Below are 14874 nucleotides of genomic sequence, written 5' to 3'. Positions count from 1 at the left end.
GGACCGATCAGGCCTCTCGGACGGCGATCCAGCCGAGCCGCTCCGCGTGCACGGTGAGGTCGTCGCGCCGCGGCAGCGCCTCGAGCAGTGCGTCGACCGCCTTGACGTCCTCCGGGGTGAGGTCGGCGTTCTCGCGGACCCGCTCGAACGAGGCCTGCGCGTAGCGGCGCGTCGCCTCCAGGGGCGGCTCGCTCAGGTCGGCGGTGAACCGCCGCTCGGCCCGGATCTCGAACCCGGCCGAGCGCAGCGCCGCGCCCCAGTCCCCGCCGAGGTGCGGCATGTCGACGGCCCGCCGCCGGGCGATGGCCGCGTGGATGCGCTCCTCCAGCTCGTCACCCGGCCCGAGAAACCGCGGAAAGCCTTCGATCTCCAGCAGCGCCAGCGCCCCGCCGGGCGCGAGGGCGTCGCGGATGCCGCGCAGCACGCGCACCGGGTCGGCCATGTGGTGCATGGAGTTGGTCGCCCACACCAGGTCCGGCGCCGGCAGCTCCCCCGGCCACCCGGCGTCGAGGTCGGCCAGCACGGTGCGCACCCGGTCGCTGTGCGCCTTGTGCTTGAGCCGGCGCAGCATCTCCTCGGAGCTGTCCACGGCCACGACGGTCGCCTGCGGGTACTGCGCCAGCAGCTCGAACGTCCCCGCCCCGGTCCCGGCTCCGATGTCGACGACGGTGCCCGGTGCGGGCACGTGCTCGCGCACCCAGGCGACGATCCCGGCGTGAAACTCGTGCAGCACAACGGCGTCGAGGTCGAGCATGTCGGCCAGGCCGTCGTGGTGGTGCTCGTGATGGTGGTGATCGTGAGGCATGCCCCAACGGTAGCCGCGCCTTGCCCTGATCGCATACTATCTTGCGTATGACGCAAGACGATGGCGAGCTGGACGCCCTGGTCCGCAAGCGCATCCGCGGCCTGCGGGCGGCCCTGGGCATGTCGCTGGACGACCTGGCCGCGGCCTGCTTCATGAGCCCGTCGACGCTGAGCCGCATCGAGACCGGCCACCGCCGCATCAGCCTGGACCAGCTGACCGCGATCGCCCGCGCCCTCGGCACCACGCTGGACTCCCTGGTGGAGTCCGCCGACGCCGACGTGGTGATCCGCCCGCGACACGAGCCCGAGCGCGGCGTGACGACGTGGACGCTGCGCCACGAGGCCGGCCCCGGCGGCACCACGGTGGCGAAGATGCGCATCGACCGCCCGGTCCCCGGCCCCGACCAGCTGCGCGCCCACCCCGGCTGGGAGTGGTTCACGGTCCTGTCCGGCACGATAGCGTTGCGCCTGGCCGAACGCCTGATCCTGGTGCAGTCCGGCGAGGCCGCGGAGTTCTCGACGATGGTCCCGCACGCCTTCGGCGCCCACGAGGGCCCGGCGGAGCTGCTCGGCATCTTCGACCACGACGGCCGCCGCACCCACCTGCGCCGTTTACCGTAGGCGACGCGATGTCACGGTGCGTGAGCGGAAACGGCGGGGATTTGGCTGGGTGGTGTAGCGTCGGGGAGAAAGCGGAAGCCGCCACGGCGAGCACGTCACGGCCGTTGACGATCCGCGATCCCGGCCCTCACGAGGGGCACCAGACCACGGCCAGCCGCCTCACTCACGCGCGCGCAACCCGAGGTCAGTCCAAGATCAAATCGCGTCCCACGGCACGGCCGCCTCGGCCCGCGCCAGGGCGTCCATGAGTTTCGTATCGACCTCGTAGGCCACGTCGTCGATGCGGCCCACCGCGGTGATGCCGATCGAGTTCGTGACGAACGCGGCCCGGAACGAGCCGAGGTCGCCCACCTCGACCCGCGCGGTCCGCGACGGCACCCCCGCCTCGGGCAGCCGCGCCGCCAACAACTGCATAGCGATGCCGGCCAGGTGCGCCGCCGTGGGCCAGGTGACCGTCTCCCGGTCGTAGAACCCGACGTTGTAGATCGACGCCTCCTCGACCGCGCCGGTGTGGTCGACCAGCAGCGCATCGTCGTAGCCGGCCGCCTGGGCCTGCGCGGCGTGGTAGCCCTGCCCGAACCCGCCGAGGTGCTTGATGTGCGCGGCCGGGCGCTCGTACCGCGCCGAGCGCAACGCCAGCGGACCCGCCGGCGGCGACGACGGCGGGCGGACGACGACCACGATCATGGGCCGGTCGAAGTGGTAGACCAGGACGCGCACCGCGGCGTCCGGGATGTCGCGGATCGCGTGGGCCACGCGGGCGCGGACCTCCGCCTCGTCCAGCTCGACCCGCCAGAGCTCGCGCGTGGCGGCGGACAGCCGGGCCAGGTGCAACGCCAGGCCGCGGACCCGCGACCCGCGGACCTGCATCGCCGTGAAGTGGCCGTAACCGGTCAGGAGCGGGAGGTAGAGGTCTTCGAGGTGCGGTTCGCGGCCGTCAACCTCGACCCGGATCGGCGCCGTCATCACGATCACCCACCATAGTGCGGGCGAAGGCGGCAGGGCCACGCCGCCGCCCAGCAGCGACGGCAGGCAGGCTGTTCGGCGGAGAGCCCGCCGCCTTGCGGCAACTCACCGGCCGAACGGGCTACGGTAGTGCGCGATGCGAGTCAATGACGCGTTCATGGCCCATTACAACCAACCCCGGCGCGCGCGGCTGCGGGGCCTCGCGCGCAATCCCGAGCTGCACGGCGAGCGGCTGCTGCGGGTCCTCGAACACCCCGAGAGGGTCCGCATCTCCGTGTTCTCCCGTCCACACTGGACGGAGGAGGCGTTCGCCACCCTCGCCGCCCATCCGGACCGCCAGGTGCGGGTCGACCTGGCCGAGGCCGGCAGCCTCCCGCCGCCGCTGCGGGCGCGGCTGGTCGACGACCCGGAGGCGTCGGTCCGCGCGGCGACGATCACCGGGCCGTCCTGGCGGCCGTACTGGGAGCGGCGGGAGCCGACGCTGCCGCACTGGGCGTACGAACGGCTGGCGGGCGATCCGAGCGAGCGCGTGCTCGAGACGCTGCGCTCGACGTACTCGGTGCCGGCGCAGTTCCGCGATCCGCCGGCGCCGCCGGCGGCCCAGGAGCTGGATCTCGAGGCGCTGGCGCGCTCGGAGGTCGCCGCCGAGCGGCTCGAGGCGGCGCGGGCGCCCGGGCTGCCGGCGGAGCTGGTTGCGCGGCTGGCCGCCGATCCCGTGCCGTCGATCCGGCTGGCGGTGTCGATGCGCCGCGAGCTGACCGAGCAACAGCGGGCCGCGATCGACTACGAGGTCCGCCCGGCCGACCGCATTCGTGCCGCGCGCTGGGCCGCGACCACCGACGATCCGGACGAGCTGCGCCGGTGCGTCGAGTCGGCGCACATCGGGCTGCGGCGCAGCGTGGCGTACAACCGGAACCTGAGCCCGGCGCAGATCGAGGTGCTCGCCGCCGATCCCGATTTTGCGGTACGCCTCCTGCTCTGCGAGAACCACCGCGAGGTGCCCGGCGACCTGGTGCTGGCCACGTACCTGGAGTCGCGGGTCATCACGGCGCCCGACATGCTGCGCCATCCGAGCTTCCCCCGCCGCGGCCTGGCCGCCCGGGCCGGCGACGAGAACCCGCGCATCCGGGCGCTGGTGCACCTCGACCCGGACGCCTCGCCGGCGCTGATCGACCGTCTCAGCCGCGACGAGCATCCGCAGGTGCGCGCCTGGAGCGCCGGCGACCCGCGCCTGACGGCCGCGCGGGTCCTGGAGCTGCTCGAGGACCCGGAGACGGCGAGCGGGGCGGCGTCCAACCCGAACCTGCCCGAGGCGGCCATGGACGCGATCATCGCGGAGGCCCACGACATCGTCGACGACTACGAGGGCACCCCGACGGTCATGCTCGGCCGGCCACCCGAGACCGACTGAACGGATGAGGACCGGCGCCGCCCCACAACACGGCGCCGGTCCGGATCATCAGCGCAGCGAGAAGGTCGACAGCCGGGCCGGGCCGCCGAAGACCAGGTAGACGTCGTGGCGGCCGCCCGTGCGCGGCAGCGCTGCCGTCACGTCGGCGTACGTGTAGGCGTCCGCCGTGGCCGGGACCGTCACCGTGGTCAGGAGGCGGCCGTTCACCGGGTCGTCCAGGCGGACCTGCACCGTCGCCGGGCCGGCCGGGCTCGCCAGCCGGGCCTTGAACGCCGCCGGGTTGCCGCGCAGGTCCGCGTCCGCGAAGCGCAGCCACTGGCCGGCCGCCGACGCCGACACCGCGGTGCCCGCGGCCTTCGACTCGTCGACCAGCGTGGTGCCCCGGTAGCCGTCGAAGTTCTCCGCGCGCACCGAGCGCAGGTCGCGGGGCGGGATCGTCTCGCCGCGCACCTGCACCTGGGCCGCGGCGCGGATGTCGGCGGACGACGCGCCGAGCAGGATGTCGTGCACGGCGTCCTCGACGACCCAGCGGCCGCGGGTGACGTCCCAGAAGCGCAGGTCCGACGCGGCGAGCGAGAACGTGACCCGCTTCGTCTCGCCCGGGGCCAGGTGGACCCGCTGGAAGCCGCGCAGCTGCTTGACCGGCTGCGGGACGCGGGACGTGCGCTGGTGGGTGTACAGCTGCACGACCTCGTCGCCGGCGCGGGCGCCGGTGTTCGTCACGTCGAGGGAGACCCGCACCGACCCGCGTTCGTCCATTGTGGACGCGGAGACGGAGACCCGGCCGTAACGGAAGGTGGTGTACGACAGGCCGTAGCCGAGCGGGTAGAGGGTGTCGCCGGTGTCGTACTGGTACGTGCGCTTCGAGCCGATGATGTCGTAGTCGGTGATCGGCGGCAGCCCGTCCGTGCCGCGGTACCACGTCTGGGTCAGCCGGCCCGACGGGTTCGCGTCGCCGTAGAGGACGTCGGCGAGGCCGTGGCCGGTCTCCTGGCCGCCGTGGCTCGTCCACAGCAGCGCCGGGGCGTTGGCCTGCTCCCAGTTCAGCGCCGTCGGGTAGCTGTTCTCGACGACCACGACCGTGTTCGGGTTGGCCGCCCGCACGGCGCGGACGATCGCCTCCTGGCCGGCGGCGAGGTCGAGGTCCGCGCGGTCGTGGTCCTCGCGGCCGTTGATGAACGGCATGCTGCCGACCACGACGACGGCGGCGCTCGCGCCCTTCGCCGCCGCGACCGCGCTGTCGACGCCGCTGGTCAGGGTCTCGCGGGCGAACTCGGTCGCCTCGGCGGCGGTGGCCGCGCCGAGGTTGAGGGTGCCGTCGGGCTGCACGACGACGTACGGCGTGCGGTACGACGGCGCCCAGTCGTACGCGGACTCGTAGCCGGCGTAGCGCAGCACCACGTTGCCGTCGGGGCGGGCCTCGAGGGCGAACTGCTGCTGGACGAACCAGCCGTTGGGCTGGGCCTGGTCGGCGGCGAAGCCGGACCAGTTGTAGCCGACGGTCCTGCCGTTGGCGACGTTGCGCAGGGTGACGATGCCGGAGCCCCAGTCGAAGACGTCGAACTGGGCGGCCGGGTCGGCGGCGGGCGCGGTCGCGGCGAGCAGCGCGCCCGCCGCGGTGACGTAGCGGCCGGTGCCGGCCTGCTTGAGGGCGATGCGGTCGACGCCCTCGCTGAACGAGACGCCGGACCGTTCGGCGATGCCCTGGCGCGGGGTCACCTTGTACGGCATGTTGCCGCCGTACCAGTCGCTGTACACGGTGTCGGCGAGCGGGCCGACGACGGCGACGGTGCCGCCGGGGCGCAGCGGCAGGACGCCGTCGTTCTTCAGCAGCACCGCCGACTCGGCCGCGGCCTGGCGGGCGAGGCGCTGGTCGGCGGCGAGATCGGCCTTGACGTTGCCGTAGGGGCCGCCGCCCGGGTCGAACTCGCCGAGGCGGAAGCGCAGCGACAGGTTCTGTTTCACCGCGTCGTCGATGTCGGCGACGCCGAGCAGGCCCCGGTCGAGCGCCGCGTGTACGGCGGCGGCGGTCGCGGCCGGGTCGGTGTTGTCCTGGGTGAAGCTGTTGAGGCCGGCCTTGATGGCGGCGGCGTCGGCCTCGGCCTGGGTGGCGTAGTACGCCTCGGACCCGGTGAGGTTGCCCGGTGCGAAGGCGTCGCTGGGGTTGAACAGCGGCTGGTTGCTCCACGCGCGGATCGCGTCGAGCTCGGGGCTGACGGTGTTGGGGCGGCCGTTGACGAGGTTGTACGACGGCATGACGCCGGTGGCGGCGCCGGCCTGCAGCGGGATGCGGAACGCGGTCTCGTCGTACTCGTGCAGCACCCTCGGCGGTACCGACGCGGACGTCGTGTCGCGGTGGACCTCGTTGTTGTACGCCAGGAAGTGCTTCAGCGTCGGCGCGGCCTTGAGGTAGGTCGGGTCCGGCCCGGCGATCCCGCCGGCGTAGGCGGTGACGAGCCGGCCGGTGAGCCACGGGTCCTCGCTGTAGCCCTCCTCGTTGCGGCCCCAGCGCGGGTCGCGCAGCGGGTTGACGACGGGCGCCCACAGGTTGAGCCCGAACACGTCGGGGTTGGCGGCGTGCTGGTCGCGGGCCTCGTCGCCGACGGCGGAGCCGATGCGGGTCAGCAGCGCCGGGTCCCAGGTGCTGGCCAGGCCGATCGCCTGCGGGTACTGCGTCGCCGTGGCGGTGACGACGTCGCCGTTGTGGTGGTAGTCGTTGGACCAGGCGATGCCGTGCAGCGCCTCGGTGCCGGCCTTGAACAGGCCGATGCCGAGGCGCGGGATCGCCGGCTGGTACTGGTGCAGCAGCGAGATCTTCTCGTCGAGGGTCAACCGGCTCACGAGGTCGTCGACCCGGACCCGCATCGGCAGCCGCGGGTTGCGGAAGTCCGGGGGTGGCGGGGCGGCGGAGACGGCGGAACCGGCGACGACAAGAGCGACGGTGGTGACGAGGATGCGCGCGTCCATGCGGTGCCTCCCGGTTCAGTGCAAGCGCACGATCACCTGCTCGGTGCCGGCGTCCGCCTCGATGAGGACGCCGGATGGGCCAACAACGGAGGAGTCCGCGGGAGCGAGCCGGCCGGCGTCGACGGCCGCCACCGTCGTGACGCCGGCCAGCTGCACCCGCCAGGGCGCCGCGCTCCCGCCGCGGCGCACCTCGACGACGGAACCGGCCCGGCGCACGGTGAACGTGGCGGCGGGCCGGCCCTGGGGGGTGGGGACCTCGACGACCGCGGCGAAGCCGTCCGCGGGTGCGTACAGGCGCAGGGTCACGCCGTCGGCGTAGTCGTAGTCGGGGCGGTCGTCGCGCGCCCCCAGTGCGATGACCGAGCCGGGCCGCACGAGCACCGGGAGGTCGCCGATGCCGTACCGGCGCCGCAACCAGCCCGGGCCGGTCAGCTCCTCCCCGCTGCGCAGGTCCGTCCAGGAGCCCGCCGGCAGGTAGAAGGTGGTGTCGCCGTCGGCGCTGAACACCGGGGCGACGAGGATGTTGTCGCCGAGCATGTACTGCCGGTCGAGGTGGGTGCAGGCCGGGTCGTCGGGGAACTCCAGCGCCATCGGGCGCATGACCGGCACGCCCTCGCGGTGGGCGGTGACCGCGGCGGCGTAGAGGTACGGCATGAGCCGCGCCTTGAGCCGGGTGAACTCGCCGAGCACGGCGACGGCGTCGTCGCCGAACAGCCACGGCACCCGGTAGGACTCGTTGCCGTGCAGCCGGCTGTGCGAGGACAGCAGCCCGAACGGGATCCACCGGGTGAACACCGCCGGGTCGGGGGTGCCCTCGAAGCCGCCGATGTCGTGGCTCCAGAACCCGAACCCGGACATCGCCAGGGACAGCCCGCCGCGCAGGCTCTCGGCCATCGACGGGAACGTCGACTCGCAGTCGCCGCCCCAGTGCACCGGGAACTGCTGGCCGCCGGCGGTCGCGGAGCGGGCGAAGAGCACCGCCTCGCCCTCGCCGCGGTGCTCGCGGAGGACCTCGAAGACGGCGTCGTTGTACAGGTGGGTGTAGTAGTTGTGCATCCGCAGCGGGTCGGAGCCGTCGGCCCACACCACGTCGACGGGGATGCGCTCGCCGAAGTCGGACTTGAACGCATCCACGCCGAGGTCCAGCAGCGCCCGCAGCTTGCCCTGGAACCAGGCGCGGGCGTCGGGGTCGGTGAAGTCGACGAGGCCCATCCCGGCCTGCCAGCGGTCCCACTGCCACACGTCGCCGTTGTCGTACCGCACCAGGTACCCGGCCGCGGCGGCCTCCGCGAACAGCTTCGAGCGCTGCGCGATGTACGGGTTGATCCACAGGCAGATGCGCAGCCCGCGGGCCTTGAGCCGGGCCAGCATGCCGGCCGGGTCCGGGAACGTCTGCGGGTCCCACTCGAAGTCGCACCAGTGGAACTCGCGCATCCAGAACGTGTCGAAGTGGAACACCGACAGCGGCAGGCCCCGCTGCGCCATGCCGTCCACGATGGACGTCACGGTCGCCTCGTCGTAGGAGGTGGTGAACGACGTGGACAGCCACAGCCCGAACGACCACGCGGGCGGCAGCGCGGGCCGGCCGGTCAGGGCGGTGTACTTGCGCAGCACGTCCTTCGGCGTCGGCCCGTACACCACGAGGTACGACAGGATCTGCCCCGGCACGCTGAACTGCACCCGCGACACCGTCTCCGAGCCGACCTCGAAGGAGACCGGGCCGGTGTCGTCGACGAAGACGCCGTAGCCGCCGCTGCTGACGTAGAAGGGCACGTTCTTGTACGCCTGCTCGCTGCTCGTGCCGCCGTCGGCGTTCCAGATGTCGACGACCTGGCCGTTCTTGACCAGCGGCCCGAAGCGCTCGCCGAGGCCGTAGACGCTCTCGCCGACCCCGAGCTCCAGCTGCTCGCGCAGGAAGTGCCCGTCGGGGGTGCGCAGCGCCGCCATCGCCTTGCGCGGGCTGCCGGTGAGCACGCGGCCGCCGGCGATGAAGTCCACCCGCCAGTCCTCGATCGCGAACCGGGCGGACAGCTCGCCGGAGGTGAACGTGACGTGGTCCTCGTCGCGGGTCACCTTGGGCGCGGCGGCCGGGTCGGCCTCGATGCGGAAGTGCGGGCCGCGGTCGACGCCGCCGGTGTAGCGGGCGATGCGCACGGCGATCACGTCCGGGGCCGGCGACGTGCACTGCACCGTGATGAGCGGGGTGTTGAGGGTGTCGCCGCGTTCGGCGACCCGCTTGCTCGGCGCGTACACGGTGAGCCGGTCGGCGCCGATCTCGACGTCGCGGACGTGCACGGGGTACAGCGGCTCCACGCCGGGGCGCAGCTGCCAGTACCCGTCGTTGAACTTCATGCGGGCTCCATCGTGTGGTGCTTACTTGACCGCACCCGCGGTGACGCCGCGGGTGAGGGTGCGCTGGAAGACGAGGAAGAACAGCACCGCGGGGGCGATGCCCAGCAGCGCCGACGCGCTGGTCGTGGTGGCGTCCATCATGCGTTCACCCTGCAGGACGCCGAGGGCGACGGGGACGGTCTGGTTGTCGTTGGAGATGAGGAAGATGAGCGGGATGAACAGCTCGTTCCACGTCCAGACGAAGAAGAACGTGAACAGCACGCCCAGCGTCGAGCGGCTGACCGGGGCAACGACGCGCAGCAGGGTGCGCAGCCGGCCGGCGCCGTCGATCGCGGCCGCGTCCAGCAGCTCCGGCGGGAACTCGGCGAGGACGCCGGAGAGCAGGAATGTGCCGAACGCGGACTGGATGGCGGTGAAGATGATGATGACCGCCAGCCGGGTGTCGTACAGGTCGAGCTGCTTGGCGATGTAGTACAGCGGGTAGATGAGCGCTTCCTGCGGTACCAGGTTGGCCAGCAGGAAGGCGCCGAGGAACCAGTTGCGGCCGCGGACCCGGCCGATGCCCAGCGCGTAGGCGTTGAACAGCGAGAAGAGCACGCCGAGGACGGCCACGCAGCCGGAGATCAGGGCGCTGTTGGCGAGCTTCTGGCCGAACGACACCCGCTGCCAGAACGCCGTGATCCCGTCGACCGTCAGGCGGTGGGGCCAGGCGAGCGGGCCGCCGGCGGCGTAGTCGGCGGGCGTCTTGACGGCGTTGAGCACGATCAGCGCGAACGGTGCGAGCACCAGCAGTACGACGACCAGCAGGGCGGCGAGGACGAACCAGCGTCTCATCGCGGCTGCACCCGGATGAAGACGTACGTCAGCGCCACGATGAGGACCGTCAGCACGCTGGACATCGCCGAGGCGTAGCCGACGTCGGCCCGCTCGAAGTAGTTCTGGTAGGCGAAGTAGGACGGCACGAGGGTCGCGTTGCCGGGCCCGCCGCGGGTCAGCACGAAGATCTGGGCGAAGACCTTCAGGGCGGCGATGGTCGTGGTGATGAGCACGACCGCGATCTCCGGGCGGATCTGGTGCACGGCGATGCGGGTGAAGCGCTGCCACCAGCCGGCCCCGTCGAGGGAGGCGGCCTCGTACAGCTCCGGGTCGACCCGGGCCAGCCCGGCCATGAACATCACGACCGGGTAGCCGATCTGCACCCACACCATGACGGCCATGACGGTGTAGAGGGCGTAGCGGTCGTCGCCGAGCCAGTTGCGGGCCAGCCCGCCGAGCCCGACCTTGGCCAGGACCGTGTTCAGCGCGCCGTAGCTCGGGTGCAGGATCCAGCCCCACACGATGCCGGTGACCGCCAGGGGCAGCACCTGCGGCAGGTAGAGGCCGGAGCGCAGCGCCCGGGCGGTGCGATCGCCCAGGCGCGGCGCCACGTAGTCGAACAGCACGGCGGCGAGGAACAGCCCCAGCAGGGTCGGCACCACCGCCATCGCGACGATCATCAGCACGATGTTGCGGAAGGACTTCCAGAAGTTCTCGTCGTGCATAAGCCGGTCGTAGTTGGCCAGGCCGGTCCAGCGCGGGGAACCCACGCCGGACCATTGCGTGAAGCTGGTGCCGACCGTCATGAGCAGCGGGACCGCCACGACGAGGACCACCAGGACGAGGCCGGGCAGCAGGAACGGCCAGTACCCTCTGCGGTTCATCATCCGCCGACGTTCGCCCGGTTGTCGTTGTACGGCTTGGCGATCTCGTCGAGGACGGCGTCGGGCTTGGCCGAGCCGTTGATGAGCTTCTGCACGCCGGCGACGAGGACGTCGTAGTAGCCGGGGGCCGGCCAGTCGGGGTAGAAGGCGATGCCGTCGTCCTTGGTGATGGCGTCGAAGTTGGCGATCAGCTCCTTGCTCTTCGCGTCGGTGATCTTCGAGGTGTCCGCGGCGACGGGGATGCCGCCGGAGTTGCCGAGCAGGTTCTGGATCTCGGGCTTCATGGTGATGTCGATGAAGTCGTACGCCAGGGACTTGTTCTTCGCCTTGGCCGGCACCACCCACAGGTTGCCGCTCGAGCCCGGGTGCAGCTTCGTGCCCGGGAACAGGAACGTGCCCCACTGGAAGTTGGCCTCCTTGACCATCCGGCCGTACCACCAGCTGCCGGAGATCATGATCGGGTACTTCTGCTGCTCCCAGGCCACGCCCATGTCCTCGGCCTTGATGCCGGCCGAGTTCTTGTCGATGTAGCCCTTCGACACCCAGTCGGCGAACGTGTTCGCCGCGTAGGTCAGCTCCGGGCCGTGGAAGTCGACCTTGTTCTTGTACAGCTGGTAGTCCTCGACCCACGCGCGGTCGGCCTTGCTCAGCGCGAGCAGGTAGAAGATCTGCTGGGCCGGGTACTCGGCGCCGCCGACGGACAGCGGCGTGACGCCGTTGCGCTTGAACGTGTCCATCGCCGCCTCGAGCTCGGCGACGCTGGCCGGGACCTGCACGTTGTACTTCGCGAACAGGTCCTTGTTGTAGTACGCCATCACGTACTCGGCGTAGTTGGGCACGCCGTACCACTTGCCGCTGCCCATGACGCCGCGCTGGTCGTAGCGGGCGGTCGTGGCCAGGCCGGGGGTGAGCGCCTTGGACCAGCCGCGCTTGTCGGCCTCGGCGGTCAGGTCGGTGAGCAGGCCCTGCTTGGACAGCAGCCCGGCGCTGGCGTTGCCCTTGTTGTACTCCATGACGTCCGGCGCGTCGTTGGAGTTGAGGATCATGTTGGCGCTCTGGCGGATCTGCTCGAAGCTCTTCTCCTCGAACGTCACCTTGACGCCCGGGTGCGAGGCCTCGAACTGCTTGATCGCCTCGTTCCAGGCGATGCCCATGGCGCTGGTCTCGCCCTCGTAGTGCCAGAGCTTGAGGGTCTTGCCGTCGCCGGTGTCCTGGTTGCCGTCGCCGCAGGCGGCGACGGCCGAGGCGAGGGTGAGTATGGCGGCCGCGGCGATGGCGACGCGGTGGATGCGCGTGAACACGTCTGCTCCTGGGGGTGGGGTGTTGGGAGCTTCCGAGGGGTTTGTTCAGATTCTTGTCGAAGCGCTTCGACCGCAGGTTACGGAAGCGCTTCGACAGCTGTCAACAGGCAATTTCGCCGCCCAGGTGAGGGCGGCGAGGCGCAGGAAACTTCCAGCCCGCCCGGGTGGGTCAGGCGGCGCCGAGGCGGGCGGCGACCGCGTCGCGCACGTCGGCCATCGACGGGGCCGGGCGCCCGGCCGCCGCGGCGATGCGGGCCAGCGACGTCATCGTGACGCCCGGCAGCCGGCAGGCGGTGAAGCGCTCGTACACGCCGAGGTCGGAGTCGACGTTGAGCGCGAAGCCGTGGCTGGTGACGCCGCCGCGGATGCGCATCCCGATCGACACGATCTTGTGGTGCTCCGGCGTCCACACGCCGACGAGGCTGTCCGCGCCCTTGGGGGTGTCCCGGCGTACCGCCGCGAAACCCAGATCGGCGAGAGCGTCGACCAGGGCGAGCTCGAGCCACCGCACGACGTCGCCGGGGCCGCGCTCGCGCAGGTTCATGACGAGGTAGCCGACGAGCTGCCCGGGCCCGTGGTAGGTGGCGTGGCCGCCGCGGTCGACCTCGACGACCTCGAGCGAGCCGTCCTGCGGCAGGTCGGCCGGCGGGGTGTGTCGGCCGTAGGTGACCACCGGCGGGTGCTCGAGCAGGAACAGCCGATCGGGCGCCGCCCCGGCCTGCCGCTCGCGCACCCAGCCGCGCATCGCCTCGGCCGCCTCGCCGTACCCGACCGTCCCGAGATCCACGCGCACCATGTCCGCCACGGGTCAATCCTCTTACCGTTCTCCGAGAAATCGCGGTTATGTTCGTCTCATGCGCCCAGCCGGCAAGCCCGCCCCGCCGTGGGCCGGGCCCGAGGTGACCGTGACCGTTGAGCCTCCACCGCAGGAGCCGGCGCCCGCTTCGTCCGCTTCGTCCGTCGCGCTGACCCGGCGGGACCTCGCCATCGGCGTCGGCGTCGTGGTGCTCGCCATCGTCGTCACCGCCGTGCTCGCGTTCCGGGCCGGCGGCGGCGCCGGCGCCCCGGCCGCCGGCGCGCGGCCCTCGGCCAAGGCCTCGCCCAGCGCCTCGGGGCCGCCGACGACCGCGCAGATCTACGCGGCCGTCGCGCCGTCCGTGGTGAGCATCGAGGCCGCCGAGGCCGGCGGCACCGCCAGCGGCACCGGCGTCGTGGTCGGCGCCGACGGCACCATCCTCACCGCGCTGCACGTGGTGAAGGGCTCGACCGCGGTCAAGGTGCGCTTCGCCGACGGCACCCAGTCCGCGGCCCAGGTGACCGGCACCGACCCGAAGACCGACACCGCGACGCTCGCCCCCGCGAGCCTGCCCGACGTGCTCGTCCCCGTCGTGCTGGGCAACCCCGGCCGGCTCGCCGTCGGCAACGACGTCGTGGCCATCGGCAACCAGCTCGGGCTGACCAGCAGCGCCACCGCCGGCGTCGTGTCCGGGCTCAACCGCAGCGCGGCCAACCCCGACGGCACCAAGCTCACCGGCCTCATCCAGTTCGACGCGGCGGTCAACCCGGGAAGCTCCGGCGGCCCGCTGGTCAACGGTCGCGGCGAGCTCGTCGGCATCGTCGTCGCGCTGGCCAACCCGACCCCGGCCGGCACCTTCGTCGGCGTCGGCTTCGCCGTGCCGATCACCGCCGCGGGCGGCGGCCTGCCCGGCGGACAGACCTGATTCGAACCGATCACGGCACCTATCCGGTAAGGAAGAGCATGGACGTACCGAACCCCGCCAACGCCGTCGAGCAGGTGCTCTACGAGGTCCGCAAGACGATCGTCGGGCAGGACGCGCTGCTGGAGCGGCTGATGGTGGCGCTGCTCTCGCGCGGGCACATCCTCGTCGAGGGCGTGCCGGGCCTGGCCAAGACCCTCGCCGTCAAGGCCCTCGCCGCGGCGATCGGCGGGCAGTTCCACCGGGTGCAGTTCACCCCGGACCTGGTGCCGGCCGACATCGTGGGCACGCGGGTGTACCACCAGCCCAGCGGCGAGTTCCAGGTGTCCCTCGGCCCGGTGTTCACCAACCTGCTGCTCGCCGACGAGATCAACCGGGCGCCGGCGAAGGTGCAGAGCGCCCTGCTGGAGACGATGCAGGAGCGGCAGGTGACCATCGGGCGGGAGACGCACCAGATCCCGCGCCCGTTCCTGGTCATGGCCACGCAGAACCCGATCGAGTCCGAGGGCGTCTACCCGCTGCCCGAGGCGCAGGTCGACCGGTTCATGATGAAGGTCCTCGTCGGCTACCCCAGCCCCACCGAGGAGTTCGTCGTCGTGGAGCGCTCGCTGCTGCCGGCGCCGGTCACCCAGGCCGTGGTCGACCCCGAGCGGCTGGTCGCCATGCAGGCGCAGGTCGACGACGTGTACGTCGACCCCTCTCTCATCGAGTACTCGGTGCGGCTCACCAACGCCACCCGCAACCCGGCCGACGTGGGGCTGGGCGACCTCACGCGGTACGTCACCTTCGGCGCCAGCCCCCGCGCCTCCATCAACCTCGTGCTCGCCGCCCGCGCCCTGGCGTTCATCCGCGGCCGCGACTACGTGGTGCCCGAGGACCTCGGCGAGCTCGCCGCGGACGTGCTGCGCCACCGGCTGGTGCTGTCCTACGAGGCGCTGTCCGACGACGTGAGCCCCGACATGATCGTGGCGCGGGTCCTCGCGGCCGTGTCGGTCCCGGCGCCCGCGCCGCAGCGCAGCGGAAGCCGCTGAGCC

General features: G+C 72.1%; 12 protein-coding genes. 4 read left to right on the top strand and 8 right to left on the bottom strand.

The window, feature by feature from the left end; genetic code table 11:
• Positions 1-7: 7 nt before the first annotated feature.
• Positions 8-805, bottom strand: coding sequence for a class I SAM-dependent methyltransferase (locus ACQEVU_RS24900; RefSeq protein WP_433327467.1), 798 nt, complete (start codon positions 803-805; stop codon positions 8-10).
• 47 nt (positions 806-852) lie between these two features.
• Between ACQEVU_RS24900 and ACQEVU_RS24895 the strand changes: the two genes are divergently transcribed.
• Positions 853-1425, top strand: a complete 573-nt coding sequence (locus ACQEVU_RS24895; RefSeq protein WP_433327465.1) for a helix-turn-helix domain-containing protein — start codon at positions 853-855, stop codon at positions 1423-1425.
• A 195-nt stretch (positions 1426-1620) separates the two neighbouring features.
• Here the strand turns inward: ACQEVU_RS24895 and ACQEVU_RS24890 are convergent, their stop codons facing one another.
• Positions 1621-2391, bottom strand: coding sequence for an aminotransferase class IV (locus tag ACQEVU_RS24890; RefSeq protein WP_433327463.1), 771 nt, complete (start codon positions 2389-2391; stop codon positions 1621-1623).
• A 136-nt stretch (positions 2392-2527) separates the two neighbouring features.
• On the opposite strand from ACQEVU_RS24890, the gene ACQEVU_RS24885 reads away from it, so the two are divergent.
• A complete protein-coding gene (locus tag ACQEVU_RS24885; RefSeq protein ID WP_433327461.1) occupies positions 2528-3802 on the top strand; it encodes a hypothetical protein in 1275 nt (424 codons plus the stop codon).
• Between the two features lie 48 nt (positions 3803-3850).
• Here ACQEVU_RS24885 and ACQEVU_RS24880 read toward each other — a convergent pair whose 3' ends face one another.
• From ACQEVU_RS24880 to lipB, 6 genes are all read right to left on the bottom strand, one after another.
• Entirely contained in the window at positions 3851-6769 is a 2919-nt protein-coding gene (locus ACQEVU_RS24880; RefSeq protein WP_433327459.1) for a glycoside hydrolase family 3 C-terminal domain-containing protein, read from the bottom strand.
• Positions 6770-6784: 15 nt separating this feature from the next.
• On the bottom strand, positions 6785-9121 hold the full coding sequence (yicI, locus tag ACQEVU_RS24875) for an alpha-xylosidase (RefSeq protein ID WP_433327457.1): 2337 nt from the start codon (positions 9119-9121) through the stop codon (positions 6785-6787).
• 21 nt (positions 9122-9142) lie between these two features.
• The gene (locus ACQEVU_RS24870; RefSeq protein WP_433327455.1) at positions 9143-9955 is read right to left on the bottom strand and encodes a carbohydrate ABC transporter permease; all 813 of its coding nucleotides are present in this window, start codon (positions 9953-9955) and stop codon (positions 9143-9145) included.
• Positions 9952-10824, bottom strand: coding sequence for a carbohydrate ABC transporter permease (locus ACQEVU_RS24865; RefSeq protein ID WP_433327453.1), 873 nt, complete (start codon positions 10822-10824; stop codon positions 9952-9954). The genes ACQEVU_RS24870 and ACQEVU_RS24865 overlap by 4 nt, the downstream gene beginning before the upstream one ends.
• Complete coding sequence (locus ACQEVU_RS24860; protein ID WP_433327451.1) at positions 10821-12122, bottom strand: extracellular solute-binding protein; 1302 nt, start codon at positions 12120-12122, stop codon at positions 10821-10823. Before ACQEVU_RS24860 ends, ACQEVU_RS24865 begins: the two co-directional genes overlap by 4 nt.
• A 169-nt stretch (positions 12123-12291) precedes the next feature.
• Positions 12292-12918 carry a lipoyl(octanoyl) transferase LipB gene (lipB, locus tag ACQEVU_RS24855; protein ID WP_433335056.1) on the bottom strand — a complete coding sequence of 209 codons (627 nt, stop codon included), beginning with the start codon at positions 12916-12918 and terminating at the stop codon, positions 12292-12294.
• A gap of 58 nt (positions 12919-12976) precedes the next feature.
• Between lipB and ACQEVU_RS24850 the strand changes: the two genes are divergently transcribed.
• Both ACQEVU_RS24850 and ACQEVU_RS24845 read left to right on the top strand, forming a co-directional pair.
• On the top strand, positions 12977-13843 hold the full coding sequence (locus ACQEVU_RS24850) for a S1C family serine protease (RefSeq protein ID WP_433327449.1): 867 nt from the start codon (positions 12977-12979) through the stop codon (positions 13841-13843).
• Positions 13844-13881: 38 nt separating this feature from the next.
• The gene (locus ACQEVU_RS24845) at positions 13882-14871 is read left to right on the top strand and encodes an AAA family ATPase (RefSeq protein WP_433327447.1); all 990 of its coding nucleotides are present in this window, start codon (positions 13882-13884) and stop codon (positions 14869-14871) included.
• Positions 14872-14874: the final 3 nt, after the last annotated feature.

This window comes from Dactylosporangium sp. CA-139066 (genome assembly GCF_050936175.1).
GTDB lineage: Bacteria > Actinomycetota > Actinomycetes > Mycobacteriales > Micromonosporaceae > Dactylosporangium.
Note: the sequence above shows the minus strand (reverse complement) of the source record. Positions and strands in the feature narration are given on the sequence as shown.

What these genes read in the sequence shown, in the direction of transcription:
- ACQEVU_RS24900 (WP_433327467.1), bottom strand. Translation starts at nt 805, where the DNA reads ATGCCTCACGATCACCACCATCACGAGCACCACCACGACGGCCTGGCC.
- ACQEVU_RS24895 (WP_433327465.1), top strand. Translation starts at nt 853, where the DNA reads ATGACGCAAGACGATGGCGAGCTGGACGCCCTGGTCCGCAAGCGCATC.
- ACQEVU_RS24890 (WP_433327463.1), bottom strand. Translation starts at nt 2,391, where the DNA reads ATGACGGCGCCGATCCGGGTCGAGGTTGACGGCCGCGAACCGCACCTC.
- ACQEVU_RS24885 (WP_433327461.1), top strand. Translation starts at nt 2,528, where the DNA reads ATGCGAGTCAATGACGCGTTCATGGCCCATTACAACCAACCCCGGCGC.
- ACQEVU_RS24880 (WP_433327459.1), bottom strand. Translation starts at nt 6,769, where the DNA reads ATGGACGCGCGCATCCTCGTCACCACCGTCGCTCTTGTCGTCGCCGGT.
- yicI (WP_433327457.1), bottom strand. Translation starts at nt 9,121, where the DNA reads ATGAAGTTCAACGACGGGTACTGGCAGCTGCGCCCCGGCGTGGAGCCG.
- ACQEVU_RS24870 (WP_433327455.1), bottom strand. Translation starts at nt 9,955, where the DNA reads ATGAGACGCTGGTTCGTCCTCGCCGCCCTGCTGGTCGTCGTACTGCTG.
- ACQEVU_RS24865 (WP_433327453.1), bottom strand. Translation starts at nt 10,824, where the DNA reads ATGATGAACCGCAGAGGGTACTGGCCGTTCCTGCTGCCCGGCCTCGTC.
- lipB (WP_433335056.1), bottom strand. Translation starts at nt 12,918, where the DNA reads ATGGTGCGCGTGGATCTCGGGACGGTCGGGTACGGCGAGGCGGCCGAG.
- ACQEVU_RS24850 (WP_433327449.1), top strand. Translation starts at nt 12,977, where the DNA reads ATGCGCCCAGCCGGCAAGCCCGCCCCGCCGTGGGCCGGGCCCGAGGTG.
- ACQEVU_RS24845 (WP_433327447.1), top strand. Translation starts at nt 13,882, where the DNA reads ATGGACGTACCGAACCCCGCCAACGCCGTCGAGCAGGTGCTCTACGAG.